Annotated in this window: 24 protein-coding genes; 14 read left to right on the top strand and 10 right to left on the bottom strand. The window is 55.1% G+C overall.

Annotated elements, in window-relative coordinates; all coding sequences use genetic code 11:
- Positions 1-272: 272 nt before the first annotated feature.
- The 4 genes from FH603_RS04925 (at position 273) to FH603_RS04910 (ending at position 3,839) form a co-directional block, all read left to right on the top strand.
- The gene (locus FH603_RS04925; protein ID WP_186736338.1) at positions 273-1,517 is read left to right on the top strand and encodes a DUF6786 family protein; all 1,245 of its coding nucleotides are present in this window, start codon (positions 273-275) and stop codon (positions 1,515-1,517) included.
- A 108-nt stretch (positions 1,518-1,625) separates the two neighbouring features.
- On the top strand, positions 1,626-2,516 hold the full coding sequence (locus FH603_RS04920; protein ID WP_186736337.1) for a geranylgeranylglycerol-phosphate geranylgeranyltransferase: 891 nt from the start codon (positions 1,626-1,628) through the stop codon (positions 2,514-2,516).
- A gap of 91 nt (positions 2,517-2,607) precedes the next feature.
- A complete protein-coding gene (locus tag FH603_RS04915; RefSeq protein ID WP_186736336.1) occupies positions 2,608-3,306 on the top strand; it encodes a TapB family protein in 699 nt (232 codons plus the stop codon).
- A gap of 101 nt (positions 3,307-3,407) precedes the next feature.
- Complete coding sequence (locus FH603_RS04910) at positions 3,408-3,839, top strand: MerC domain-containing protein (protein ID WP_186736335.1); 432 nt, start codon at positions 3,408-3,410, stop codon at positions 3,837-3,839.
- Here the strand turns inward: FH603_RS04910 and FH603_RS04905 are convergent.
- The 3 genes from FH603_RS04905 to FH603_RS04895 are packed head-to-tail and all read right to left on the bottom strand — an operon-like array spanning position 3,792 to position 5,940.
- Complete coding sequence (locus tag FH603_RS04905; RefSeq protein ID WP_186736334.1) at positions 3,792-4,883, bottom strand: cytochrome-c peroxidase; 1,092 nt, start codon at positions 4,881-4,883, stop codon at positions 3,792-3,794. The genes FH603_RS04910 and FH603_RS04905 overlap by 48 nt on opposite strands.
- Positions 4,884-4,887: 4 nt before the next feature.
- Positions 4,888-5,715 carry an MbnP family protein gene (locus tag FH603_RS04900; protein ID WP_186736333.1) on the bottom strand — a complete coding sequence of 276 codons (828 nt, stop codon included), beginning with the start codon at positions 5,713-5,715 and terminating at the stop codon, positions 4,888-4,890.
- A 21-nt stretch (positions 5,716-5,736) separates the two neighbouring features.
- Positions 5,737-5,940, bottom strand: a complete 204-nt coding sequence (locus tag FH603_RS04895) for a hypothetical protein (protein ID WP_186736332.1) — start codon at positions 5,938-5,940, stop codon at positions 5,737-5,739.
- Between the two features lie 187 nt (positions 5,941-6,127).
- On the opposite strand from FH603_RS04895, the gene FH603_RS04890 reads away from it, so the two are divergent.
- From FH603_RS04890 to FH603_RS04880, 3 genes are all read left to right on the top strand, one after another.
- Entirely contained in the window at positions 6,128-7,054 is a 927-nt protein-coding gene (locus FH603_RS04890) for a cation diffusion facilitator family transporter (protein WP_186736331.1), read from the top strand.
- Between the two features lie 56 nt (positions 7,055-7,110).
- On the top strand, positions 7,111-8,025 hold the full coding sequence (locus FH603_RS04885; RefSeq protein ID WP_186736330.1) for a carbon-nitrogen hydrolase family protein: 915 nt from the start codon (positions 7,111-7,113) through the stop codon (positions 8,023-8,025).
- 188 nt (positions 8,026-8,213) lie between these two features.
- Positions 8,214-9,986, top strand: a complete 1,773-nt coding sequence (locus FH603_RS04880) for an ABC transporter ATP-binding protein (RefSeq protein ID WP_186736329.1) — start codon at positions 8,214-8,216, stop codon at positions 9,984-9,986.
- 189 nt (positions 9,987-10,175) lie between these two features.
- Here the strand turns inward: FH603_RS04880 and FH603_RS04875 are convergent, their stop codons facing one another.
- A complete protein-coding gene (locus FH603_RS04875; protein ID WP_186736328.1) occupies positions 10,176-10,745 on the bottom strand; it encodes a TetR/AcrR family transcriptional regulator in 570 nt (189 codons plus the stop codon).
- A gap of 36 nt (positions 10,746-10,781) precedes the next feature.
- On the bottom strand, positions 10,782-11,102 hold the full coding sequence (locus tag FH603_RS04870; RefSeq protein ID WP_186736327.1) for an antibiotic biosynthesis monooxygenase family protein: 321 nt from the start codon (positions 11,100-11,102) through the stop codon (positions 10,782-10,784).
- 110 nt (positions 11,103-11,212) lie between these two features.
- Here FH603_RS04870 and FH603_RS04865 point away from each other — a divergent pair, with 110 nt between their 5' ends.
- Complete coding sequence (locus tag FH603_RS04865) at positions 11,213-13,045, top strand: family 43 glycosylhydrolase (protein WP_186736326.1); 1,833 nt, start codon at positions 11,213-11,215, stop codon at positions 13,043-13,045.
- A 34-nt stretch (positions 13,046-13,079) separates the two neighbouring features.
- Entirely contained in the window at positions 13,080-13,589 is a 510-nt protein-coding gene (locus tag FH603_RS04860; protein ID WP_186736325.1) for a GNAT family N-acetyltransferase, read from the top strand.
- A 138-nt stretch (positions 13,590-13,727) separates the two neighbouring features.
- On the opposite strand, the gene FH603_RS04855 is transcribed toward FH603_RS04860, so the two are convergent.
- From FH603_RS04855 to FH603_RS04845, 3 genes are all read right to left on the bottom strand, one after another.
- The gene (locus FH603_RS04855) at positions 13,728-14,648 is read right to left on the bottom strand and encodes an MATE family efflux transporter (protein ID WP_317171337.1); all 921 of its coding nucleotides are present in this window, start codon (positions 14,646-14,648) and stop codon (positions 13,728-13,730) included.
- Positions 14,543-15,100 carry an MATE family efflux transporter gene (locus FH603_RS04850; RefSeq protein ID WP_186736323.1) on the bottom strand — a complete coding sequence of 186 codons (558 nt, stop codon included), beginning with the start codon at positions 15,098-15,100 and terminating at the stop codon, positions 14,543-14,545. Before FH603_RS04850 ends, FH603_RS04855 begins: the two co-directional genes overlap by 106 nt.
- A gap of 80 nt (positions 15,101-15,180) precedes the next feature.
- A complete protein-coding gene (locus tag FH603_RS04845) occupies positions 15,181-16,056 on the bottom strand; it encodes a bestrophin family protein (protein ID WP_186736322.1) in 876 nt (291 codons plus the stop codon).
- Between the two features lie 197 nt (positions 16,057-16,253).
- Between FH603_RS04845 and FH603_RS04840 the strand changes: the two genes are divergently transcribed.
- The 3 genes from FH603_RS04840 to FH603_RS04830 all read left to right on the top strand — a co-directional run bounded on the left by FH603_RS04840 (position 16,254) and on the right by FH603_RS04830 (position 18,701).
- Positions 16,254-16,796, top strand: a complete 543-nt coding sequence (locus tag FH603_RS04840; RefSeq protein ID WP_186736321.1) for a transposase — start codon at positions 16,254-16,256, stop codon at positions 16,794-16,796.
- 77 nt (positions 16,797-16,873) lie between these two features.
- On the top strand, positions 16,874-18,124 hold the full coding sequence (locus tag FH603_RS04835) for an MFS transporter (protein ID WP_186736320.1): 1,251 nt from the start codon (positions 16,874-16,876) through the stop codon (positions 18,122-18,124).
- A 28-nt stretch (positions 18,125-18,152) separates the two neighbouring features.
- Positions 18,153-18,701 carry a hypothetical protein gene (locus FH603_RS04830; RefSeq protein ID WP_186736319.1) on the top strand — a complete coding sequence of 183 codons (549 nt, stop codon included), beginning with the start codon at positions 18,153-18,155 and terminating at the stop codon, positions 18,699-18,701.
- A gap of 1 nt (position 18,702) precedes the next feature.
- On the opposite strand, the gene FH603_RS04825 is transcribed toward FH603_RS04830, so the two are convergent.
- On the bottom strand, positions 18,703-22,236 hold the full coding sequence (locus FH603_RS04825; protein ID WP_186736318.1) for a carboxypeptidase regulatory-like domain-containing protein: 3,534 nt from the start codon (positions 22,234-22,236) through the stop codon (positions 18,703-18,705).
- Positions 22,237-22,291: 55 nt separating this feature from the next.
- A complete protein-coding gene (locus FH603_RS04820; RefSeq protein ID WP_186736317.1) occupies positions 22,292-22,600 on the bottom strand; it encodes a putative quinol monooxygenase in 309 nt (102 codons plus the stop codon).
- Between the two features lie 88 nt (positions 22,601-22,688).
- On the opposite strand from FH603_RS04820, the gene FH603_RS04815 reads away from it, so the two are divergent.
- Positions 22,689-25,271, top strand: a complete 2,583-nt coding sequence (locus tag FH603_RS04815; RefSeq protein WP_186736316.1) for a M14 family zinc carboxypeptidase — start codon at positions 22,689-22,691, stop codon at positions 25,269-25,271.
- 100 nt (positions 25,272-25,371) lie between these two features.
- Positions 25,372-26,343, top strand: coding sequence for an aldo/keto reductase (locus tag FH603_RS04810; RefSeq protein ID WP_186736315.1), 972 nt, complete (start codon positions 25,372-25,374; stop codon positions 26,341-26,343).
- The last annotated feature ends 30 nt before the right edge of the window (positions 26,344-26,373 follow it).

Here is a 26,373-nt window from a genome sequence, read left to right as displayed (position 1 = left end):
ACTACGAGTACACGCTATCTTCTTCGGTTGGTTGGCTGCTTTTAGCCAACATTCAGATCATGTTGCAACGAATCAAACCAACACCCCCAATATAATTCCCCAACACCTTCTTAACCGTCTATTAGGATACTATATTTAATCTACATAGATAAGTTAGACTGTTCTTTAGAATGGCAAAACGAAAGACTTAGAATATATTATTGATTTTATCCACGAAAACGCTGAATTATACATTTGGTAACGACCTAATCACCCTTTGCTGATCCAGTCCGATGCACGCTTACTTTTTCCGGTTACTCTGGCTCCTGGCAGCCGTTGCGTTTCTCCGCTGTTCCAGCCGGGAGACGGGCGAAACAAAAACCGATACGCCCGGTCAGGAAACCTTCGGCGATGCCCTTTCTTTTCTCAAAAAGCACACCGACGTTATTGTGCTGACCGCCCCCGACAACGACTCGGCGCAGGTTGCTGTCGTGGGTGCCTACCAGGGCCGGGTCATGACGAGCACGGCTACGGGCAAAGCGGGAAGCAGCTACGGCTGGCTGAACCGGACGTTTATTGCGGCCAACCGCTACGAGCCACACATGAACGCCTACGGGGGCGAGGACCGAATCTGGCTATCGCCCGAGGGTGGGCAGTTCTCCGTTTATTTCCGTCCGGGTGCACCCTTTGATTTTGCCAGCTGGCAGGCCCCGGCCATCATCGACACCGTTCGCTACCGACTGGTCAGGCAGGATAAGACGCAGGCCCTGTTCAGCCAGTCGGCCACGCTCGTCAATCATAGCGGCACGCGTTTCGACATCCGGATCGATCGGAAAATAACCGTACTGCCCCGGGCGCAGATCAGTCGGTTGTTGGGGGTAGAGACGCTGGCGGGACTGCAGGTGGTTGGCTACGAAACCGAGAATACCCTCCGGAACGAAGGGGCCGACTGGCAGCGCGACAAGGGCGCGTTGGGTATCTGGATACTGGGCATGTTCAACCCTTCACCCCAGACGACCATTATCGCCCCGTTCACAAAACAGCGGTCGGCCAGCGTGCAGCTGACCGACAACTATTTCGGCAAAATTCCTACTGACCGGCTACAGATTCAGGACTCGGTGGTGCTGCTCCGGGCAGACGGCACATTCCGCAGCAAGATTGGAATTGCTCCCGCGTCGGCGCGACCAGTGGCGGGCAGTTACGATCCCGTGCGGGGCATACTGACGCTGGTCCAGTTTGACCTGAACCCTACCGGCGACTACCTGAAGTCGGCCTGGGAACGGCACAAAGAACCCTACAAAGGTGATGTGCTGAACGCGTACAACGACGGCCCCCTCACCGACGGCAGCCAGATGGGGCCATTCTACGAACTGGAATCCAACTCGGCGGTACGTCCGCTGAAGCGGGGCGACAGTCTCATTCATCACCACCGGACGTTTCATGTCGAAGGAGACCGGGATGCGTTGCAGCGCCTGGCCCAGGCCGTTCTGGGTGTCGACCTCCGGCAACTACCCAAGTGGCCAAACAAGCGGGATTGATCGGTTATACTCTGACCATCAGCGGCTTATTTCATTCCAGCCGAGTCCCTTTGGCGAGCATTCTCCTTTTCTACGGTAAAAGGCGTATTTTTAACAAAAAAAAGCCCAATGGTCGTGCGCCAGCCCATTCCTTTTCAAGCCTTCGTTTTTGGCTTTCTGCGGCTTATCCGGGTGCAGAATCTGCTGATCGTTGTGCTGACGCAATTTCTGGCCCGTATCTTCCTGGTTGGTCCGGAGCCTGATAGCGTCCCAACCCATTGGCTCCGTATCCTCACCGACCCAACTATCTGGCTGCTATCGTTGTCGACGGTGTTTATTGCGGCTGCGGGCTACATCATCAACGACTATTTCGATGTAAAAATCGATCTCGTCAACAAGCCGGATCGGGTCGTTATTGGCCGGTATCTGAAGCGTCGGGTGGCTATTGGGGCTCATCAATTGCTAAGCGTTATCGGCTGTCTGATCGGTTTGTACTTAAGCCGTTGGGTCTTTGTCATCGACGTCATATCGGTATCGTTGCTCTGGTTCTATTCGGCCCAGTTCAAGCGCCAGCCCCTGATCGGCAATATTGTCATTTCCCTGTTAACAGCCCTGTCGTTCATTGTGCTGGCCGTTTACTACCGCCAGAATGCACAGATGCTCCTCATCTACGCCCTGTTCTCGTTCGGTATTTCACTGATACGGGAAATCATCAAGGATATGCAGGACATTCGGGGTGATGCCCGCTTCGGGTGCCGAACGCTACCCATCATATGGGGGTTACGCCGAACGAAATACCTGCTGTATGTACTTATCGGGGCATTTGTCCTGACCTTATTTCTCATTGCCGACTCACTGGGCAACCATCACCTGACAATAAGTTTCGGGCTGTTACTGCTTCCTCTGGCTTTCTTCACCTACCGCCTGGTTCTGGCCGACACCCGGCGCGACTTCGGTTACCTCAGCACCTTATGCAAGTTCATTATGCTCATGGGCGTCATGAGTATGATGTGGGCCTGAACTACCAACCATATGTATTTTATATACATCATTACATAAGTGGGTCTGTGTGTGTATCTTGTCACTATCTTCCGTTTAAACCACCACACAGATGAAAAAAGTACTTACTCTCCTATTGATCAGCCTGTATGCAGGCATCCCCGGCCATGCTCAGGAGTGTATGGGCATGACCCTGAAAACGGGTATGAGCTTCGAAATGACCAATTTCAACCCAAAAGACAAACCCACCGGCAAAATGGCCTACCAGGTTACGAAAGTCGGTAAAGAGGGCGCATCAACCGTTGTCGACATTACCGTTCAGATGCAGGACGACAAGGGCAAACAGCAACCACCCTACAGCGTTCGGTATACCTGCAACGGCAATGAACTCGTAGCCGATCTGTCGGGGATGATGCAGGCCATGCAGACCAGTATGAAAGACATGGAGGTGCGGATGAAGTCGAACAAACTGATTTATCCGGGCAAGTTGAGCGTAGGTCAGACGCTGGTCGATGGTGAACTGGAAGCCGACATGTCCAGCAAAGGCAACACCATGATGCAGATGAGCATGAAGATGACCAATCGCAAAGTCGACAGCAAGGAAACGGTGACGACACCGGCCGGTACGTTCGATACCTATAAAGTTTCGTCAGATATGAACGTAGAGAACCGGGTTATGGGTATGCCCATCCGTAGCACTATGCACACCGTTAGCTATCGTGCTGATAACCAACTCCTCGATATCAAGTCAGAAACCTACAACAAGAATGGTAAACTGATGGGTTACTCGCTGCTGAGTAAGGCGAACTAGGCCGGTCTGTCAAAAAGGATAAATATTCGCAACTAAGTTGCAAAAAAGCGAGTTAAGGCAAAGTACGATTCGTGGAAGCGTCGTACTTTTGTGTGCTGCTTATGAAAACAGACCTCCTTTCCCGCAAAGCCGACTACATCGGTATCACCGGTTCGGTGCTGTGCCTGATCCATTGCCTGATCACACCAGTGTTGCTGATGACGAGTGCGCTGATGCGTGACGAACACCTGCGCATTGGGTTCCTGAGTCTGGATTATGTCTTTATTGGCGTCAATATCATAGCCGTTTACGCGGCTACCCGAGGGCATGTCTCGCCTGGCATCAAGCGGGCCTTGTGGGGATTTCTGGCCTTGTTTGCAACGGGCATTTTACTGGAAGATGTCAGCGAGTCTTTTGAGCTTATGGGGTACATTGCCTCGGCTGGCCTGGTTATGACCCACCTTCTCAACATCCGTCAGCACCAGCAGAAACATGACCATTCCCGGTCAGTTCGGACCAAGCCGCCGGTCGCTGATGTAGTCGAAATCGGTTAACGTCTGCAAAAACGCAATAATCTGCTTTTGCTCTGTTCCCGTCAGCGGAATACCCGGCTTGCCATCCGTACGCAGCGCCGGGTCCAGTTCGGGTACCTCCTGCACCCCACTCGCGTAATGCTTCAGCACCTGTTCGAGGGTCAGGAAACGGCCATCGTGCATGTACGGCGGTGATCGATCGACGTTACGAAGACCCGGCACTTTAAACCGGTATTTGTCTTCCGGCCGCAGCGTAACCAGCGACCGCCCTTTGTCCTGATTCAGAGCCCGGCTCAACCCGTTATTCCGAAATGTCTGGTCGGTAAACAGCTCGCCGGCATGGCAGGTGGCGCATTTCTGCTGGAAGAGCGTCTGCCCGGCCAGCTCATCGGGGAGAAGTTCACCACCCGCTTCCTTCCGAACAAACTTATCATAGCGGCTATTGGCCGACACCATCGTCAGCATAAACTGCGACAGCGATTTCAGAAACCGTTCGGTTGTGATAGAGTCTGATCCATAGGCCGTTTTAAACAGGGCCGGGTATTTTGGGCTTTTCCGCAGGTTTGCCAGCAGGACGCCCATATTGTGGCCCATCTCGACCGGATTTTCGATGGGTGCAATGGGTACAAGATCCAGATCCGATACGCCCCCGTCCCAGAAAAACGACTTGTAAAACGCCAGGTTCTGAAGGCTCAGGTTGTTGCGCGTACCAATTTTGTCGTTTATACCGTGGCTCAGCGCGTGGTCGGTATGGGCAAAAGCCGACCCCTGCTGGTGACAAAAGCCACAACTGATGGTTCCATTAGCCGACAGGGCATCATCGTAAAACAAGACACGACCCAATTCAACGCCCTCCACCGTCATGGGATTTCTGGCGAAATTATAGATCGGATCGGGAAAGTTGGCAGGCTTTTGCCAGATGTAGGGCGTCGTTTTATAGTCGACCGGTTTAGGCCCGACCGGAACGACCGGCTCGCTCCCACCCGGCTCGCCAGACTGGCAGGACACCGCAGCGCCAAACAGCCCCACACTCACGATTAGCCCGATCAGGTTCCAGCGACGCATAGATTTAGTTGCTTGTAGCCGTTGTCATTCCTTTGTAGGTCATCATCCGCGCGTAGTTGTTGGCGACAGTTTGCGAATAGTCGGACACCATCACCTCCGGATTTTTGGCGATGCTCACCGCAGCGGGTCCCTCGAAGATTTTAAGCACATCGGTTTGTACCGTCACGGTCGGCACCTGCGCTGGTTTTACCGAGGCCAGGTCACTGCCGAAGTCGATCGTGACCGTTTTCAGGTTGTTGATCGTGCGGGTATCGCGCCCGCCGAAGAAACCAACGTGGTAGCGAAAGGTGCTGTTACCAGTGGCATCCGTCGGGGCGCTGGGCGATGTCCCTTCGAGCTTCATGAAAATGTAGCCCGAATTCCACGACCAGTACATCCCGTTGGCGCTGGTATGATCACCCGCCGGATCGAGAACCCCCGTCCGCCGACCAATGTCCATGGTGCTTCGCAAACTGTCGACACCAATCAGGAACGAAACCGATTTGTAATCGCCCACCGGTACGTTTGCCAGCGATATTGTTTGCGAAGTCGGCACATTCTCCCTGATCAGAAAATAGCTGCTATCCTGCGGCACTATGTATTGGCGGCCATCGGTAGCAGTCAGTTTGATATTGCTGACGAAATAATTGAAAGCCGTGGGCGTGAACGATTCACCCGTGGCATTGCGGTAGGTTCCGGTAGTGAGCTGTAGATCCTGGGCACCCGCCACATTGTCGAAGGTCAGGTGCAGGGTGCCGGTTTGCACCAGATCGGGGTCGGCGGTATCGCAGGCCCATACCGCCAGACCGAACAGCCCCGTCAACAGCAGCGATCTGTACATAGTTGGTTTCATGCCGGATCTATTTTCGTCTAACTACCCTAGTTTATTACGCCCGAACAGGACGATCAGCGCGATGATACCCCCGCTGATGAACATCAGAAACAGCCAGACAACAGCGTCAGTGGCATTGAACGGCTTCTGCAAAAACTCATTGATCAGACCAACCACAGTGCCGATGAAAATACCGATCAGGCTGATAAAAATGAACTGGACAATAGGCGGCAGTCGACGGAGCATATATATAGCAGGGGGACAAATGGTTAACGATCAACGCCATGTACTATTTTTTAGTTTGTTCTCTTTTTCGACCAGTTAGCGCCCGTCTTGCCCGATTTTTAGTAAGTTAAACTATGGGTATATCCTTTCGATCATCCGGCTCGCGGGAAACAGAATTCGTTTCCATGCAGTTGCGTTACTAAATTATATGGCTCACGCACACGATCACTCCCACGATCACCACCATCACGGCCCCACCGTTCTGACGAACGTTAACCGGGCGCTGATCATCGGGGTCGTTTTAAACACGGCTTACGTGCTGGTCGAATTCAGCATGGGCGTGTACTACAACTCACTGGCGCTCATTGCCGACGCAGGTCATAACCTGAGCGATGTGGCGGGTCTGCTGCTGTCGTTGCTGGCCTTTCGGCTGGCCCGGGTCCGGCAAACGCCCACCTTCACCTACGGCTATCGGAAGAGCACGGTGCTGGCCTCGCTCATCAACGCGGTTATTCTGCTGGTGACGATTGGTGCTATTTTATGGGAAAGTATCCAGCGGTTCAAGGATCCTGAACCCATTCCGGGCATACCGGTAGCGTGGGTAGCCGGGCTCGGACTTGTGATCAATACCGTATCGGCTCTGCTTTTTTTTCGCGATAAAGACCATGACCTTAACGTCAAAGGCGCTTACCTGCATCTGATGGCCGACGCGCTGGTATCCCTGGGCGTCGTCATTGCCGGTATCGTGATCAATTACACGGGCTGGTCATGGCTCGACCCCGTTATTGGCGTCGTGGTGGCCTTCGTGATCCTGGGTTCGACTTGGCGACTGTTGAGCGAAAGCCTGCGGTTATCGCTCGATGGGGTTCCGGCCGGAATCGACATGGAGGCCGTTCTAACCGATCTGCGGGATGTGACGGGTGTTCAAACGGTACACCATGTACATATCTGGGCCATGAGCACCACCGAAAATGCCCTTACCGCCCACCTCGTCTTAACCCCAGGCCTTACCGACGCCGATGTGAGCACCCTCAAGGCCGATGTCCGCCACCGGCTCGAACACCACGCCATCCGCCACGCTACCCTCGAAACAGAGATCACCGCCGAAGCTGAACACAAAGCCTTCAACTGCTGATACCCCGAACCCAGTCCGAAAAAAAACGGTTGGCTACCATAAACCCGTTCCCATCTATGGTAGCCAACCGCCCAACGGTTCGTGTGGCGCTGGTGCAGGCCGCACCCGTCGCGTTTGATCTTGAAAAAACACTCGATAAACTTCAATCGCTGACGAACGATGCGGCCCGGCAGGGTGCGCAACTCGTGCTTTTCCCCGAAGCATTCGTATCGGCCTACCCGCGCGGGCTGGACTTTGGCGCGGTGATCGGGTCACGGACCGATGAAGGGCGCGAGTGGTACCGGCGCTATTGGGCCAGTTCCATCGAGCTACCCGGCCCCGATGCCGACCGCATGGGTGCCATGGCCCGCGATGCTGGTGTTCATCTGATAGTGGGCGTAATTGAGCGCGATGGGGGCTCACTCTACTGCTCGGTGGCTTTTTTCGGGCCGGACGGTACGTATCTGGGCAAACACCGCAAACTGATGCCTACGGCTGCTGAACGCGTCGTCTGGGCGCAGGGTGACGGTACAACACTACCCGTTTTCAATACGCCCATCGGCAACATCGGCGCGGTGATCTGCTGGGAGAACTACATGCCCCTCCTTCGAATGGCTATGTATGAGCAGGGAATCGAACTCTACTGCGCCCCCACCGCCGACAACCGCGACAGCTGGATTGCCAGTATGCAGCATATTGCGCTCGAAGGCCGGTGCTTTGTGTTGTCGGCAAACCAGTTTGCCCGGCGCAGCGATTACCCGGCCGACTATCCAGCGTCGTTTATGGATGCCCGTGAGGAGACGATCATAAGCCGGGGTGGCAGTTGCATCGTGGGGCCGATGGGCCAATTGCTCGCCGGACCGGTATACGACTCCGAAACGATCCTGCTGGCCGACCTCGACCTGAACGACATCATCCGCAGTAAGCTCGACTTCGACGCAACCGGCCACTACGCCCGACCCGATGTTTTTAAACTGCTGGTCAACAAATAAATCCGGATCGAAAGAACGTCTGCGGATCGAATACCCAAAATAGTATGTTGTGGACGGGGTAAGTTGGTCATCGGTCGTTGACGATGCGCGACTCTCCGATTACTAAAACATCAGGTGCAGTTAATGGGTAAGCTAGCCCAACTGCGTATTTTTATAGCCGTTTATCAACGGCTTTAGCCCCTCATTCCATGCAACTTCTTTACAGTTATCTGCGCCGTTACTGGGGCTTGTTGATCCTCGCTCTGGTGCTGGCCGCTATCAATCAGATCTTCTCACTGCTCGATCCGTATATCTTCCGGAAGATCATCGACCAGTACGTTGTCAAACCCGGCGGATCGCTGCAAAAACTCAACTTCTGGGACTTCCTCGGCAACGGAGCCGGTCTCCTGATCCTCCAGGCGCTGGGTGTGGCCATGGTCAGCCGGATCGCCAAGAATTTTCAGGATTATTACGTCAACGTAATTACCCAGCGGCTCGGGGCGCAGCTTTACACCGACGGCCTGCGCCACTCCCTCGAACTGCCCTATCAGGTATTCGAAGACCAGCGGTCGGGCGAAACGCTGGGTAAACTCCAGAAGGTACGCTCCGACGTAGAAAAGCTGATCCAGTCGTTTGTCAACGTCCTGTTCACATCGGTTGTCGGGATTATTTTTGTGATGTGGTACGCCAGTACGGTCTACTGGCCCATTGCCCCGGCCTATTTCCTGACCATTCCCCTGCTGGGTTTCGTGAGTTCGCTGCTCAGCAAGAAGATCAAGACGGTTCAGAAAACCATCGTGGCCGAAACCACCGCCCTGGCCGGATCAACGACCGAGAGCCTGCGTAACATCGAGCTGGTCAAAAGCCTGGGTCTGGCGCAGCAGGAAACCGAGCGGCTCAATGCTACAACGGAAAAGATCCTGAAGCTGGAGTTGAAAAAAGTGCGCTACATCCGGTCGCTGTCCTTCGTGCAGGGTACGTTCGTGAACCTGCTCCGGAACGCGATCATGCTGCTGATGCTGTTTCTGGTGGTACAGGACCGGATTACGGTGGGCGAATTTTTCTCGCTGTTCATCTACTCCTTCGCCATCTTCGGACCGCTACAGGAGTTGGGCAACATCATCAACATTTATCGCGAAACGGAAGCCTCGCTGGCCAATTTCCAGCAGATTCTGGATACGCCCCGCGACGTGAAGCCCGCCAATCCCCAACCGGTCCGGCAGCTCAAAACCCTCGCTTTCGAGAATGTACGCTTCAAACACCTTACGGCAGAGAACCCGGCGCTGGATGGTATTTCGTTCGAGGCTTCGGTTGGCGAAACCATCGCCTTCGTTGGCCCCAGCGGATCAGGAAAAACAACGCTGGTGAAGCTGCTCGTGGGCTTATATCCACCCCTGGCCGGGCGCATTCTGTATAACGACATTCCCGGCTCCGACGTCAATCTTGATGAACTGCGGGAGCAGATCGGTTTCGTGACGCAGGATACACAACTTTTTGCGGGTACCATTCGGGAGAACCTGCGCTTTGTAGCACCCCAGGCTACCGACGATGAATGCCTGACGGCACTGCACCAGGCGGCAGCCGATTCGTTGCTATCCCGTGCTCCGCTGGGGCTGGATACGGTCATTGGCGAAGGGGGCGTGAAAGTATCCGGGGGCGAAAAACAACGGCTGAGCATTGCCCGCGCCCTGCTGCGCAAACCAACATTGCTTGTGTTCGACGAAGCAACGTCGGCTCTCGATTCGCTGACGGAAGAAGAAATTGGGCGGACGGTGCGCGAACTGTCCGGGTCGCGTCGGCACATCACCATCCTGATTGCCCACCGCCTGAGCACGATCCTCCACGCCGACCGGATTTTTGTGCTGGAGCAGGGACACGTAGCCGAGCAGGGACGCCACGCCGAGTTGCTGGAACAGAAAGGGCTCTACTACGCCATGTGGCGGCAACAAATTGGTGAGCGCAAGGAAATGGTAACGGCTTAGTAAGAACCTGTCCAGGGTTTTACGTTGGCCTATAGTTTATCTGGCCAAGCGACCAGTGTATCCTGGACGGCCACGTCCGGGGTGAAAATGTATGTCATCTATACCCGGACGTGGCCGTCCAGGATACGCTGGCTATCAATTCACTACTTCATTTTATAACACTGTTATTAATTAGATAAAAATAAAAGGCTATAAGCCCTTTATAAACCGATTGATAGCCTCTTCTACCAACTGCTCGAAGCGGTTGACCTGCTCCGGGTGGGAATCGTGACGGGCCAGCGCCACAAACCCTTGCATGGTAGCAAACCAGTGCATCAGTACCGAATCGACGTTTTCTGTCGTCAGTTGTTTCAGTACCGTCCGAATCTGGTTCATTCCCGCCATGGACTCTTTGGACTCATCATGATGACAAACGGCACCGTCGAGGTTAAACATCAACGCATACCGCTCCGGATTCTCCATGGCAAAGTGTAACATGGCCATCGATACCGCTTTCAACTGCTTTTTCGGTTTTCCTTCCCGGCTGGCCAGCGCAGCCAGTTGAACCGCACATAGCTGCCGGAATCCTTCCTGCTGTAACTCAACCAGTATGGCATCTTTACCGCCGAAATAGTGATAAATAGCCGTTGTACTCGTGTTCAGCCGATCAGCAATCTTGCGCGTCGATACACCCGGCCAGCCTTCCTCACCAGCCAGTGTTAGGGTCTGGTAGAGAATATCCTGCTTTAATGATTCCTGATAGTCGGCTTTTCTAGACATAACGTAATTCCTGTAACAGTGTTATAAAACAAACGTTTACAGATGGTTGAATCCATAATCACGTTCTACTTTACAGATTCTGACTTTGTAGGATTCATACCACTTTTCGCGGCCTGTCTGTTGGGCCAGCCGGTGCTCGGCATCCTGTTTCCAATGCCGAATGGCTTCCAGGCTAGCCCAGTACGAAACCGTAATGCCTACCGCCTGCCGGGCTGATTCGACGCCCAGAAAACCGGGCTGACCGTGAGCGAGTTCAACCATCCGGTCGGCTGTATCACCGTATCCCTCTGTCACATCGGTACGAATGGATGTAAAGATAACGGCATAATAAGGTGGTTCGGGGGTTTGAGCGAGCATGGCCGTATCTGTCTAACGAAGCGTATGCAAGTATACGACTTTACGCGCTGGCAACTGTTTGCCCGTGAAATCCAGCTATCTATCTTTATCGATCTAAACACCCTAACCGTATGCGTGCTACGCTCTTACTCCTGCTCCTGAGTTGCTTAACCCCGGCCATGGCGCAACAGTCGCCAGCCCGACCGAACGCGGCCCGACCGAACGCAGCCCGACCGCCCGCCCGTACCTATTGCAACCCAATGGATATCAGCTACCGGTATAACTTTGAGCAACTGAACGAAAAGGTATCGTACCGCTCCGGGGCCGACCCGGTTATCATCAACCACAAAGGTGAATATTACCTGTTCGTAACCATTCAGGGCGGCTGGTGGCACTCCAAAGACCTGTTCAACTGGAATTATATCGTGCCGGACAAGTGGCCTATGGAAGACATGTGTGCCCCGGCCGCGCTGTCGGTGCGCGACACGCTGTACCTGTTCCAGAGCACGTTTGAGCAGCGTCCTATCTTCTACTCCACTGAGCCCGAAAAAGGCAAACTGAAGTTTTATAACCGCTGGCTACCGCGTCTGCCCAAAGATATTGGCCCCTGGGACCCGGCACTCTTCCACGACGACGATACCGACAAATGGTATATGTACTGGGGGTCATCCAACGTTTATCCGCTTTTTGGGGCCGAGCTGGACAAAAGCCGCAACCTGACCTACGCGGGCAACAATCCCGCCGAAGCCTACAAAGCCATGCTCTGGCTCGACCCCTATAAACACGGCTGGGAACGCTTCGGGCCCAACCACTCCGACCCCTTCAAGCCCTTCACCGAGGGGGCCTGGATGACAAAATACAACGGCAAGTACTACCTGCAATACGGTGCGCCCGGTACCGAATACAACGTATATGGCAATGGAACGTACGTCGGGAACAGCCCGCTGGGACCGTTCGAGTATGCGCCCTATAATCCCATTGCCTACAAACCGGGCGGCTTCGCTACGGGCTGCGGCCACGGCAATACGTTTCAGGATGTATATGGCAACTACTGGAATACCGGCACCACCTGGATTGGCGTGAACTGGGGCATGGAGCGCCGGATTGTCATGAACCCCGCGGGCTTCGACAAGGACGACCAGCTCAATGCCAACACGCGCTTCGGTGACTATCCGCACTTTCTGCCAACCCGGAAAGTACAGAGCCGCGATGAACTGTTTACGGGCTGGATGCTGCTGAACTACCGTAAACCCGTAACCGCTTCGTCAACGCTGGCAACGGCTCCAACCGATACGGTTACCGCCGATCGGGTGGCCGACGAAAATCCGCGCACGTTCTGGGTGGCCGGTCAAAATCACCCGGGCGAAACCCTGACCACCGACCTCGGTGCGGAACACGACATCCGGGCCGTGCAGGTCGATTACTTCGACTACAAACTCGATATCTACAACTCCGATTCCACGGTGTATACCCAGTTCAAAATCCTGACCTCGGCCGATGGGAAGACATTCGAGGTGGTGGCCGACCTGACCAAAGAACCCAAAAAAGACCATGCCTGTGCTTACGTGGAGATTCCCGCCCGCGCTGATGGCAAACCTGTTCGGGCGCGGTATGTCCGCTATGAGCACGTGTATACCGCCGGAAAGCACTTGGCCATAAATGCTTTTCGCGTATTTGGAAACGGACTGGGGAAAGCGCCCGCGCCCACAATGATGACTGCCAAACGCCAGAAAGACGAGCGCAACGCCGACCTAAGCTGGACCAAAGTACCGGGTGCTACGGGCTATAATGTTCGCTGGGGGATAGCGCCCGATAAACTGTACCAGACCTACCAGTTCTGGAACGACCACGCCAACCATTTCGAACTCCGCGCGCTGAACGTAGGTGTTCCCTATTACTTCGCCATCGAAACATTCAACGAGAACGGCGTTTCGACGATCAGTACTGTTGTGAAAGCTCAATGATGATTTTCCACCGTTTTTATTTCAGAACTGCTCTATGCCCGACTACCAATTCCGTAACGACCAGCCCGACGATTTTCTCAATACCCTCCGCGAAGTAGGACAGTGGCTGGTCGACAGCGGTCAGGAAATGTGGGAAGTCCAGACCCTGACGCCCCATAACCTTATCGACGCGTATACAAAGGACAATTGCTACGTCCTGTACGCAACGGGAGCCGATGGTACGGCGGTGCCCGCAGCCACCTTCATTCTGCAATGGGAAGACCCGCTCTACTATGCCGAAGTCCCGCCCAATACCGTAGGCATCATTCATAAAGTAGCCATCCGGCGGGCCTTCGCGGGTCAGAATCTGTTTCAAGTCTTACTCGATTTTTGCCAGACCGAGTGCCTGAAACGAGGTATCCACGAAATCCAGCTGGAGACCGATGCGACGCGCCCGGCCCTGATGCGTTTCTACGAACGACATGAATTCGAACCCACGTATCAACAAACGATCCACGAGTTCGGGCAGACGTTTGTATGTCAATACTACCGGCTCCGCTTCTGACCGGATATCAGCGTATTGTTATTAGTGCGGACTGAAGCGGAGTCGTCCGCCCGGCCGCGTTACGTAACGCGGCCGGGCGGACGACTCCGCTTCAGTCCGCTTGGTATAGCCCATTTCAGACAACTGAATTTACATTAGTCAGGCTGCCCGTTTTAGTATAGCATCGTCGCTGAAAAATACGTTTCGCCGAAACCAGAGGTAGCCGCTCAGGCCAAGCAAGAGACTGATTTCGGCGAAGGGACGCGCCAGCCAGATCCCATTCAGGTGCATCTGTAACGGATCGGGGAGCAGAAACAGGAACAGCGCGATCAGCACGAAGCCCCGCGCAATGTTGATGGTCGTCGACAGCACTGCCTTCCCGATGATCTGAATGTACATCACCAGAATGTAGTTGGAACCCGTTGCCAGAAACAGGACAAATGAGAGCAGAATGGCCTGGGCGGCTACCCGTTTGAACTCACCCGATTCATCGCCGGACACGATGTCGATCATGAAATTGGCCAGAAAAGCCCCAACCAGAAAGACCCCAATCCCAACGGCAAACGAGAAAATCAGCGCAAAACGCAGGGTCTCGAGGACACGACGCGGGTTCCGGGCGCCAATGTTAAACGCCATGATGGGTTGAACAGCCAGCATGGACGCGGTGAACAGCCGAAGAAACAGGTTGCTTAACAAACTCACGACGCCAAAGGCCGATACCGCCAGCGTACCGTAAGGCAGCAGGTTCCGGTTGATGAGCAGGAAGCCGACCGCTACCGACAACTCCGACACGAACGACGGAAAACCCGACCGTAGCAACTCGCGCCAGTCCGCCAAACGAAGCGTGAACTGAAACCGGCGGAGGTCGAGGTGCCCGTTGCGGTTGCGGATACGCACAAAGAGATACGCTAGCCCCACCAGCAGTGCCAGACCCGTAGCAATGGCGGCACCCGCCACCCCGAATGGAAAGACGATCACCAGCAGCACATCGAGCCCAATGTTAACCAGGGCCGACAGCATACTGGCATTACGCGACACGTCGGGCGCGTTGTCATTCGACAGAAATCCGCCCCAGAGCACCCGGAGCAAAAAAGCAGGCAGAAAAATGATGCTCCAGAAGGTGCATTCGGTCGTGTACTGAACAATGAGCGGGGACTGACCAGAAAGGGCGTGATAAACGGCGCGTATAAGGCAACAAGGCCACTGACGAGCACTACCAGCGTGGTACAAAACCGGAATACCTGCCGGGCCTCGTCGTACCGCTGCGCCCCTACACGCTTGGAAAACAAGATACCGCCACCAATCATCACCGCCAGCACGAAAGCAATGAAAACGAACAGGACGGGTGTGTACAGGCTGATAGCGGCCAATGCTTCTTTGCCCAGTTGCTGCCCCAGAATGATGCCGTTGATGATCTGGTGAAGCGCAATAGACGCCATACTAACCAGACTCGGCCCGTAAAACCGAAAAAACAGCGACCGCACAGGCGCATGACCTAAATCGCTGATTACGGGCTGTTCGGTAGTATTCATAAAGGGACGGAAGGAAACGGGGCCACGAAGGTAACAGCCAAACCCGTGTTGCGAAGCTTCCGGCGCTCATCTAGTGCATTTTACAACAAATCCCCGACCGCTACCCGGATACTCGCCGACATCCGGTCGGTGGGTAGATCGTTGTCGTCCATGCCGAACGGGTCTTCGATTTCTTCAGCGATCAACTCCAGACTGGTCAGCACATAAAACACGATCATCACCACGGGAATAACCCAATAGTGCAGCGACAGCACGTAGCCAATGGGCAAGGTCAGGCAGTAGAGCGCGACGAATTTCTTCAGGAACGACGAGTACGAATACGGGATAGGCGTGGTGTGAATACGTTCGCAGATGCCGCAGATGTCCGTGAAGGATTGAAATTCGGCGTTGAGCACCAACAGATGTTCAGGTCGCAGCACCCCGCGCTGGTAGAGTTCATCCATCTTGCCAAACAGCCTTGTCGCAATCTGGTTGGGCTGGTGGCGCTTAGTGTCAATACTGGCCGGATCGAAACCGGGGCAGGCTTCCCACTCGTCGGGCTGGGCAACCCCGCGCAGGTGGTTCTTCAGCGCATAGGCGTAGTTGGGGATCATGGCCCGAAAAAACTGTCGGTCGGCTTCATGGTCGGCCAGAATATGGGCCAGTTTAATGGCCAGGTTGCGCGAATTGTTAGTCAGACTCCCCCAGGCCTTCCGTCCCTCCCACCAGCGGTCATAAGCCGTGTTGGTACGAAACACGAGCAGGGTCGAAATCACGAACCCCAGCAGCGAGTGCATGATGGCAATGTTCTTCAGATCGGAGTCGGGTCCGGGATGAACGTATTCGATGATAAAGTAAGCAACTGCCGTGCAGTAGGCCATCATTCCAAACAGAACGAACCCCAGTTTACGGGCAGTGTCGCCTTTGTGGAGCGAGAAAATAGTGTGTAACCACTCCTTCGAATTGTAATCAACCATATATCACTAACAAAAACCCGGGGTAAAGTTACAAATTCCAATGTAGAGACGCGACCCTTCGCGTCTGGGATGCGTCAGCAACGATTGTAGAATTACCCAGACTACCCAGACGCGCCAGGGCTGACGCGTCCCAGACGCGAAGGGTCGCGTCTCTACACGGTTACTAGGCCTACTTTCTGTCGTCTGTACGAATAAACATGCAACAGGACAAATTTGAAGGCCGTTACCGGATTGACTCAGCACGACTGGCTGAGTATGATTACGGATCGAATGGAATGTATTTCATTACCATCTGCACGCAGGATCGAGAGCGCTGCTTTGGCGAAGTGATTGCCGATAAATCAGGTGAATGGACCATCCAGCCTACGATCATCGGGCAACGGGTTATAGATGGCTGGTTCGCCATCCCACACTATCAACCCTCTGTCTTGCTGGACGCCTTTCAACTTATGCCGAACCATGTGCACGGCATATTGTGGATCTGTAAATCCGATTACGACGATTGGCAACCAAATACATTTGGGCCGCAACGACGTAATCTGGCCTCCATCGTACGTGGATTCAAATCCGGCGTCAAAACGTTCGCTACCACGAACGGGCTCCTGTTTAACTGGCAACCTCGCTACTACGATCGGGTTATTCGTGATGATGATGAATTAAGACGTATACGCCATTACATTGACGCCAACCCATCCAATTGGAACAAAGACCGTGACAATAAAGAGAATTTATACATGTAGAGACGCGAAGGGTCGCGTCTCTACAGAATAATAAATCCGGAACGCTGTATGAGCGGATAGCGGGGTAACTTTGTACTATGCCGAATCCTCGTCCGACCCGCGATCGCCGACTGCTTCATATCTACGCTATTATCTTTATCGACGTTATCGTTGGTTCGGCCATTGGGCCGGTGCTGCCGGAGTTTGTGAAAGGTCGTTCGCAGCCGCAACTGTGGCTGGCGCTGGGTACGGCGCTGTTCCTGGGGGTGCAACTTTTTTCGGCTCCGCTGCTGGGTAAACTTTCCGATGGCTACGGGCGACGGCCAATTTTTATCATCTCAGCTATTGGCACGTTCCTGGCCGACTGTCTGCTACTGCCCGTTACGCTTGGCTCACAGCTCGCCAACCGCTTCAGCGACGGGCTTACCAATGGCATGTATGCCACGGTTCGGTCGGCCATCACCGATATATCACCCAAAGAAGAGTTATTCAAGAACCTCGGCATAGAGGGGGCCATTCTGTCGCTGGGGTTCGTTATTGGACCGGCCGCGTCAGGACTACTGCTCACAACCTTCGACGTCGTAGAAGGCGATCAGGCGCGGGTGGTGGTCATTATGGCCGTTATCCTGTCGTCGGTGAACATGCTCCTGAGCTGGACGCTGCGCGAAACCCATGCCAACCCGTCCGGCGTATCGACCCAAGCCCTGAAAACAGAACTGATCAACTCGCTCAACGTCCAGCGGCTCTGGTCCCGCCTGACCGACAAAGACCGTAAGCAACCCGGCCTAAAGCGGCTCGTTCTCATGCAACTAGCACTCACGATGAGTACGGGTTATTATTTTTACTTTGTGACATTTGCCAGTTTTGGAGCACTGAACATGGATGCCAAAGCTATCTCGTACTTTTTCATGTATTTTGGCGCGTTGAGTGTCGGCATCAACTACGTTTTCTATACCTACTTCGCCGACCGAATCAACCAGCGACGGGGAATCCTCTGGCTGGCAGCACTGGGCGCACCGGTACTGGCAGGATACGGATTCGTTGGCACATCGGCCCTGTGGCTTTACATACTGGTCACGCTCGATTGCCTGACGTTATCGCTCATCCAGGGATTGATTGAAGGCCTGATGGCCCAACTCACCAACGACGATGACCGGGGCGAAGTATTCGGTATCAACCAGGCATTGCAGGGGGTAGCCAGTTTTGGTACAACGGTGGTATTCGGGGCCTTGTCCACACTCGACCTTAGGCTTCCATTCGGCTGGTTTGCGCTTTGTCTGGCACTGGTAGCAGTACTGGCCAGTCGGACGAAGTCACCCCCGGTTCGCGAAGCTCAGCCCACTGAGTAAGCAACGCGCCTACCCGCCTTTTTCAAGTATGCGTCCTGCCCTCGTTTTGTCGCTGCTCGTGCTGGCCCTGAGCTGCCAGTCGCCATCCCAGCCTACCCCTGTTCCCGCCACGGAGCCAGCCCAGTATAGCGTACCGGCTGAGGTGGAACCCTATGTAGCGATTTTCCGGGATATGGCCCGCCAGCGAAATATGGCCATTCAGGCAGATAATCTCATCATTACATTCGGGAAAACGACTGAAGTCGGTGCCTGTGGACAGTGTTTGCTGGAAACGGGAAAGACGCCCCGTATCACCTTAAGTACCGATCCTACCTGCTGGAAGCAGGTCAGCACCAATGAGCGGGAATGCCTTGTCCTTCATGAACTGGGCCATTGCCTGCTCAAACGCCCGCACCTGACCACGCGCTTCCCGACGGGCATGTATGCCAGCCTGATGAACCCCGACGATATTGGCGTGTATGCTACCTGCATTTATCCGCTCGATACCGATGTGTGCGATAAACGCCCCCGCCGGAATTATTACATCGATGAGCTTTTCAATCCAACTACCCCCGTACCTGTTTGGAGCAATCAATAACTTACTGCACCTGAACTAACGCCTTACCCACCACCGGCCGACCATCGGACGTGACGCCCTGAATGACGATACGCATGGTTCTGACAACGTCGGACAACGGCACAATCAGCTGGGTGTGGCCCTGACTGTCTGTCTGGCTGACCGGCTTCCAGTACAATACGTCCCGCCGGTCGATCCGGGCCGACTCGTCCGATGGATTTTCGTCAGTCCTGCTTTCATAGCGAGGCACGTAAAACTCGCGCCGAACCGAAGGATAACCAATGAGCGACAGCGTTGTCGAACTGGATTTAGACCCGGTGATGAGCTCCCCCGGCCGGAAACGTTTGGTGTAAAAAGCAATTGCCCCGCTCCCGCCCCGAACTCCATATATACCCGCTGTACCCGCATTTTTCAATACCTCGACCCGTTCGATGTCCTCGGGATTAAAGGCGAGCAGACCTGTTCCGTCGGTACTCATCACCGGCCGCCCATCCATCAGGAACAAGGGTTGTGTACTACTTTCCAGACTACCCACACCCCTTATGATTACGCTGTACTCACCGGTTGTCATGTTCTGCGAAACGTTTACCCCCGCCAGCCTGCCCCGGATCATTTCATACAGATTGGCAAACCGGGGCGATCGGTCATCGAACACAAGGGTAGCGTCGGGCCCGCCGTGCAGACTCGCCCGCCGAACATCATCCGGACGTTCTTCCAGCTTCCGCGCCCGGACCGTCACTTCTTTCAGGAGTTTAACAGTTTTATCGCGGTATAGATCAGCATTGCCGTCTTGCCGGATTCGGGCTGCGGCCAACTGAGCCCGCAACGAAGCCCAGTCCGAAAGTAGACTGGTGTCCTGCTCCCACGATAGGCCCGGTCCGTCGAGCACGACGCGCGCTTCCTTCACCGGCAGGTTTTTCAATTGCCGGTCAGCCAGTTGCATCAGCAGTTTCACAGTATCGGCAATGGCAAGCCCCGCCAGCCGAAACCGACCCTTTTCATCAGCTCCCGCCGATCGCATGAACGACAAACCCGATGCGGTTGACGCCACGATAACCTGCGCGCCAGGTATAGGCTGGTTTTTTGCGTTCAGCACCCGCCCCATCAGCGAAACACCGCCAAGCGTTTCGGTAGCGGGTGTGCCACGCACGCGTCGCCAACCCTGCGTCAATAGCAAATCGTCTAGTGCCCGGCGGGACCCGGATGAGCTTTCGTTGAAATAGGCATTGGGTTGTTCGACCTTCCCCCGCAGTTCGCCCGTCAGCAACAAGTGGGCCTGAATGGTAGCTGCAGCCGTGTCGTCGGGTACCTGTTCGGCATCGGTGATAGCGACCGACAGCGCGGCTAGGGCAGGCAGTCCATCGTCATTCAGAGTAACACTCACAATAGCCTGTTCACGGGGTTTATAGCGGGCTTTGTTCACGCTGAGCACAACACGAACGGGCGGCACACGTTCGGGCAAAAACACCAGCCGTTCGGCCTGAGGCCGCGCCATCGCGTCGTAAAGGGTAATCTGATTCAGGCCGGCAGGCATCAGCGCGGTTGACAGACTCACCCGCGCCGTTCCGTTCTCTAGCTGTATTTTGCGCTGATCGACCAGCCGCCCCTGTTGTTGAATCAGCACATAAACCGAATCAAGGTCAAACTTTCTGCCACCCCTGATCGTCAGTAACAGCCGGTTCGTATCACTAACCGCATCGGCCGACAGCGTGAGTCCTTTCGACTCGAACGGGGGCAACGGCACTACCTGATTCTGGCTATGATGGTGAACGTCGGCCGTATACGTTTGTCCCGCCAGTGGCGTCAGCACAAAGCTGCCCATCCCTCGGGCACTGGTTTTAAACTGACCTACTTCAACTCCCTCTTTGTTTACTATCCGGCCCGTTGCCGACACGCCACGCCCATCCGGCCCAACCAGTTTAACGCCCAGACGCGATTCTACCCCCGCCACCCAGCGTCCGCCTTCGGGCAGAAACTGAACATCAATCGGTTGAGGAGTGGTATCGGGGAGAGCAGGAGGAGCAGACCGGGTCAAATTATAAACAGCCACCGATCGCTCGAAAGCCGGTCGCCGTTGTTCATCGTCCTCATCGGTATAGGCCCGGAGCCGGTATGTTCCCGTTTCCAGCGAATCCGACAGCCGAAAATCACCGGCCGTTCGCCCATCGTCAACGCGTAGCCACTGGTGTTGCACGAGTTTTCCGCTGGGCGTCAGCAGGTCGACGTGAATAGCCGTTTCCCCGGCGAGTAAGCGATTGGTACCCGCATCGAGCAGATAGGCACTCAGCCATAATCGATCACCCGTAGCGTAGATCGGCTTATCCGTATGCACAAACAGCACCGGGGCCAGCGCACGAAAGCGTTCGTTGAATGTCGCTGTAATTCGCCCGAGCCGGGCATCGGGCGGCATCAATTTTCCCTGGGTGAGGACGGGTGCAGCGGCAACCGGATCGGCCCGGTTCGGCTTCCAGTCATCGGGCAGCATCGTCGACAGCCGGTCATCGGCTAATGATCCTTGAATTTCCATACCCTCCGGGGCCGTGATCACCCCATCAACAGTGAGTTGCATGCGCCCGGCGGGCAGTGTTATCTGCGAATAAGCAAAACGGGCGTCAATGTAGGGGGAATAGTTTGATGTGGCCAGTGTGTTAAACACGACGAGTTGCCGATCCGATACCAGGCGCCGTTCGAACGGCAATTGACCCGGCAGAATCAGCTGCTTGATGCGAAGCGGTTGCAGTCGATTATTTATGGAACCAGCCAGCGTCGTCCGGTTATCCCGGTTTCTGGCGATTGACTTCGTCATGTCTTCCTGATACACCAGAAACCCCTCGCGCTCATAAGTGCTGTCAATCAAGCTGGTCATCAAATGTCGGATCGAGCCTTTATAAGCACGCATCCGGTTACGCAGAAACCGGTTCGCCTGCCGCTCGTCGGCAGCCTTCAATTCCTCGAACCGCGTTGTACCTGCGTAGTATACCTTTTGAGAGTTTCCGGCGAAATGAATCAGTTCATACCACATGCGATAACCCAGGGCCTGGTTTTCGATCACAATTGGCTCGGTAGCCGTAGCCCTCAACTGCCCGTTCTCTTCCTTGAAACTGAGCACCTCACTATTCATGATCTGGCACTGCGCTCCAAAGGGTTCGCCAAACAATTGCCGCTGAAATTGCTTGAGATGACGCTGCCATAACTTTGGGTTAGCCCGAACAATTACCGTAGCCAGCGTTTGGTCACTGGGTTTGAGTTGAAAGTTAGCCCGCATTCCCTGGCTGTCATTCAGCCGAAGGGTGCGCCGTTGGGATTGGTAGCCCACAAACGAAGCCACTACTTCGACCGTACCGAGGGGCACACCGGATAGTTTATACTGGCCGTTTTCATTGGTCAGCGTACCCCGGGTGCTGCCGTTAAGGTATATGTTGGCAAAGGGCATGGCTTTACCGGTTACCGCATCGGCCACAGCGCCCGTAAGTGTCGTAGTCTGGGCAACCGTTATCGTAGCCAGCCGGCTGAGCAGGCCAATCGTTAACCAACTGATAAAGAGCCAACGATTCATGGAGTCCGGCCGTTAAGTTGCCACTATACAGAAGCTGAAAATCAGTTGTTTTTACTCACCGATCCGGCGGCAGTACCTCCTCCAGTTTCTCTCCCGAGAAGGCCACGGCTTTGTCGGCAAAGAGTAATTTGGTGGCGGCCCAGGTGGTGCGGAACAGATCGCTCCGGCGGTAAGCGTCGAGATCGTCGGCGGAGTTCCACAGGCTATAAGTCATGCGGATTGCCGGGTTGTCAGGATCACGCAGCAGTTCGAGGTGGGCGTTGCCGGGGAAAGCCCGGATATGGGATTTGGAGCGGTCGAAGATAGCGTGAAAGTCAGCCAGTTTATCTTCCTGAAACGTCATACGGACGATACGAACGAGCATAGCGGGTGCGATGAGATGCTGGTACGAGTTACGATTTTTTGCCAGTATTCGCTATCTTCCGGCTTCTCCCCCACTAATTCTCTACGACATGTTTTCCTTTCTACGTGCTATCCTGCTGGTCGGGGTGCTGCTCGGCCATTCTGTGTCGGCCCAGACCTCCTATTTTTTCCCCGCCAACCCCGGCCCGCTTAACCCGGCCATTCCCACACCCGAACAGTTTCTGGGCTATCCCGTCGGGTCACATATGACCCGCTACGACCAGATGGTGGCTTACTTCCGGGAGCTGGCCCGGCTCTCCGACCGCGTTCATGTTGAGGAGATTGGCCGAACCTACGAACACCGGCCGCTCCTGATGGCGTCATTTACCAGCCCGGCCAATTACACCAACCGCGAAAGCATCCGCCAGAATCACCTGAAACAAGCCACCGCCGATGCCGGAACGAACGTACCGCTCGTTATTCAGATCGGGGCCAACGTCCACGGCAACGAACCCTCGGGGGGCGAATCGACCATGCTGACGGCCTACTACCTGGCCGCTTCGGAAAGTGAGGAAGTGAAGCGATGGCTGAACGAGATGCTTATTTTCGTGGAGCCGATCCTGAACCCCGATGGCCGCGACCGATTTGCCAACTGGGCCAACATGCACAAGAGCGAAACGTCGGTGGCCGACCCGGCCGATCGGGAGCACAATGAGATCTGGCCCGGTGGCCGCATGAACCACTACTGGTTCGACCCTAACCGCGACTGGTTCCTGTGTGCTCATCCCGAAGCGCAAGCGCATGTGCGCTGGTTTCATGAGTGGATGCCGTATGTCGTCGTCGACCATCACGAGATGGGCACGAACGCGACGTTCTACTTCGATCCCGGCAAGTACAGCAGTAACAATCCGGTCGTACCCGCCTACCTCTACGACACCGTTTATCCGGCTTTCGGCAGCTACTTCGCCAAAGCCATGAACGGTATCGGCTCGCTTTATTTCACCAAAGAAACCTTCGACAAGCTTTATCCCGGCTATGGGTCCAGCTACACCAATTTTTATGGCGGGGCGGGGTTTCTGTTCGAGCAGGCCAGCGCGCGCGGTATTGTGCAGGAAACAACCACCATTCCCATCACCTTTGCGTTCACCGTCCGTAACCAGCTGACAGCCGCCCTGACCACCATCCGGGCGTCGCTGGCCGAGAAGCCCATGCTACTGAAACTCCGTCGGGATTTTTTCACATCGGCCACCGATCAGGCCCGGAAGAGCGCTGTCAAAGGCTACGTCTTTGGCGAACCCGCCGACCCGACCCGCACCCACGCGTTTGTAAACCTGCTCCGTCGGCACCAGATCGACACCTATGAACTCGACCGCGACGTAACCGCCGGGGGCCGTACCTTCCGCAAAGGGCAGGCGTTTGTCGTGCCTACCGAGCAGCGCAATTACATGATGGTCCGGTCGGCGTTTGAAAAGCAGATCACCTATACCGACAGCCTGTTCTACGACGCGACGACCTGGTCGCTGATCCACGCGTTCGGCCTGCCCTACGCTGAACTGAGCAGACCAACAGGCAAAGGCGCAGTGGCTGCCTTACCCCTCGGCAAAGCGATTACGCAACCATTGACGAGTTCGGTACCCGCCGTTGGGCGTAGCGCCTATGCCTACCTGATAGCGGTAAGTGACTACAATACCTACAAAGCCCTGTATAGTTTACAGGTGGGCGGAGCCATCGTCAAAACCGCCTTCAAACCGTTTACCGCTCGCATCGGCCCTACCGACCAGTCGTTCGGTTATGGTACCCTGGTCATACCTGTACAACAGCAGACGCTCACGCCCGACTCACTCTACCGCCTGGTCAGTAGCGTTGGGCAACGGTCGGGTATTACGATTCAGGGGATCGACACAGGCTTCAACACCCAGGGTGTCGATTTGGGCAGTAATCAGGTTCGTACCCTGCGCCGGCCCGAAGTCCTGATGCTGGTAGGTCCGGGCGTAAGTCCTTATGAAGCGGGCGAAGTCTGGCACCTGCTCGATCAGCGCGTGGGTATGCCGATCACCAAACTGGACCTGGCCAACCTGGCGCGCGTGAACCTCAACCGCTACAACACGCTCGTGATGGTGTCTGGTGCCTATCCCGCCGACAGAGCGATAAGCGACAAGGTGAAAGCGTGGGTGCAGGCGGGCGGTACGCTCATCACCCTTAAAACCGCCAGTGAATGGGCTATCAAACAGGGGCTGACCAAAGAAAAGCTTTTGGCCGCCGACACGACCCGTAAAGCCCTGCGCTATAACTACGACGAAGCGACCAACTACGAAGGGGCCAAAGCCCTCGGCGGCAGCATTTTCACGGCCGACCTCGATCTGTCGAGCCCTATCGGATTTGGCTTCACGGACCGGCGTCTGTCGCTGTTCAAAAACAACCAGACCATTTTACAGGCCAGTCAAAACCCGTATAACACCGTAGCTCAGTACACAGACAAGCCACTGGTAGGGGGGTATGTACATCCGTCTTCCCTGAAACGTGTTGCGAAGTCAGCGGCTATTCTGGCCAGTGGCGACGGCGCGGGACGGGTGATCCTCTTTGCCGACAATCCCAACTTCCGGGCCAGCTGGTACGGCACGAACAAGTTATTCCTGAATGCGCTTTTCTTCGGCGGTGTGCTAACGGTACCGAGTGTTGAGGGCGAAGAATAATTTTATCCTATCCTCCGAACACACCCTGACTTGCCGTGTTCACTAGAGTAAACCAGACCCCGTCCGGGTCTTATCGCTGCGTTTAAATTAATTGTTGATTATGCAATACCGTACATTCGGCCGTACTGGCTGGCAAGTTTCTGAAATTGGTTATGGCATGTGGGGCCTCGCTGGCTGGACCGGCTCCGACAAAGCCGAAGTCCTGCGCGCCCTGCAACGCTCCGTTGAACTGGGTTGCAACTTCTTCGACACGGCCTGGGGCTATGCCGAAGGCGTCAGTGAACAGATACTGGGGCAGTTGCTGAAGGACAACGCGGACAAAAAGCTATATGCTGCCACCAAGATCCCGCCCAAAAATCGGACGTGGCCTTCCAAACCTGAATTCTCCATCGACGACGTATTTCCCGCCGACTACATTGTTGAGTACACGGAAAAGAGTCTGCAAAACCTGGGCGTCGAGACGATCGATCTGTTGCAGTTTCACGTCTGGGAAGACGGCTGGGCCGACCGCGACGAGTGGAAAGAAGCGATCCAGAAATTAACCGAGCAGGGCAAAGTGAGCGCCTGGGGCGTTTCGGTGAACCGCTGGGAGCCGGAAAATTGCCTGAACACACTCCGCACAGGCCTGATCGATTCCGTGCAGGTGATCTACAACATCTTCGACCAGAATCCCGAAGATGCGCTCTTCCCACTCTGCCGCGAGCTGAACATCGGCGTTATCGCCCGCGTCCCCTTCGACGAAGGTACGCTGACGGGTACGTTCACCAAGGAAACGACTTTCCCGGCCGACGACTGGCGGTCGACGTATTTCGTCCCGGAGAATTTGAACAGCAGTGTCGATCATGCCGATGCCCTCAAGCCGATCATTCCGGCGGGGATGACGATGCCCGAACTGGCGCTGCGTTTCATTCTCAACAATCCCGATGTGCACACCACCATCCCCGGTATGCGCCAGATCCGCAATGTAGAGGCCAACACCGCCGTGAGCGATGGTAACCCATTGCCTGCCTCGTTGGTACAGGAGCTAGCAGGCCACCGTTGGGACCGCACTCCAACCGAGTGGAGTCAATAGCCCACCATTTTAATGGTGGGTTGCTAAATG

This window comes from Spirosoma utsteinense, from assembly GCF_014282275.1.
In the GTDB taxonomy this organism is placed as follows: Bacteria; Bacteroidota; Bacteroidia; order Cytophagales; family Spirosomataceae; genus Spirosoma; species Spirosoma utsteinense.
This window is presented reverse-complemented; position numbering and strand designations above follow the sequence as displayed.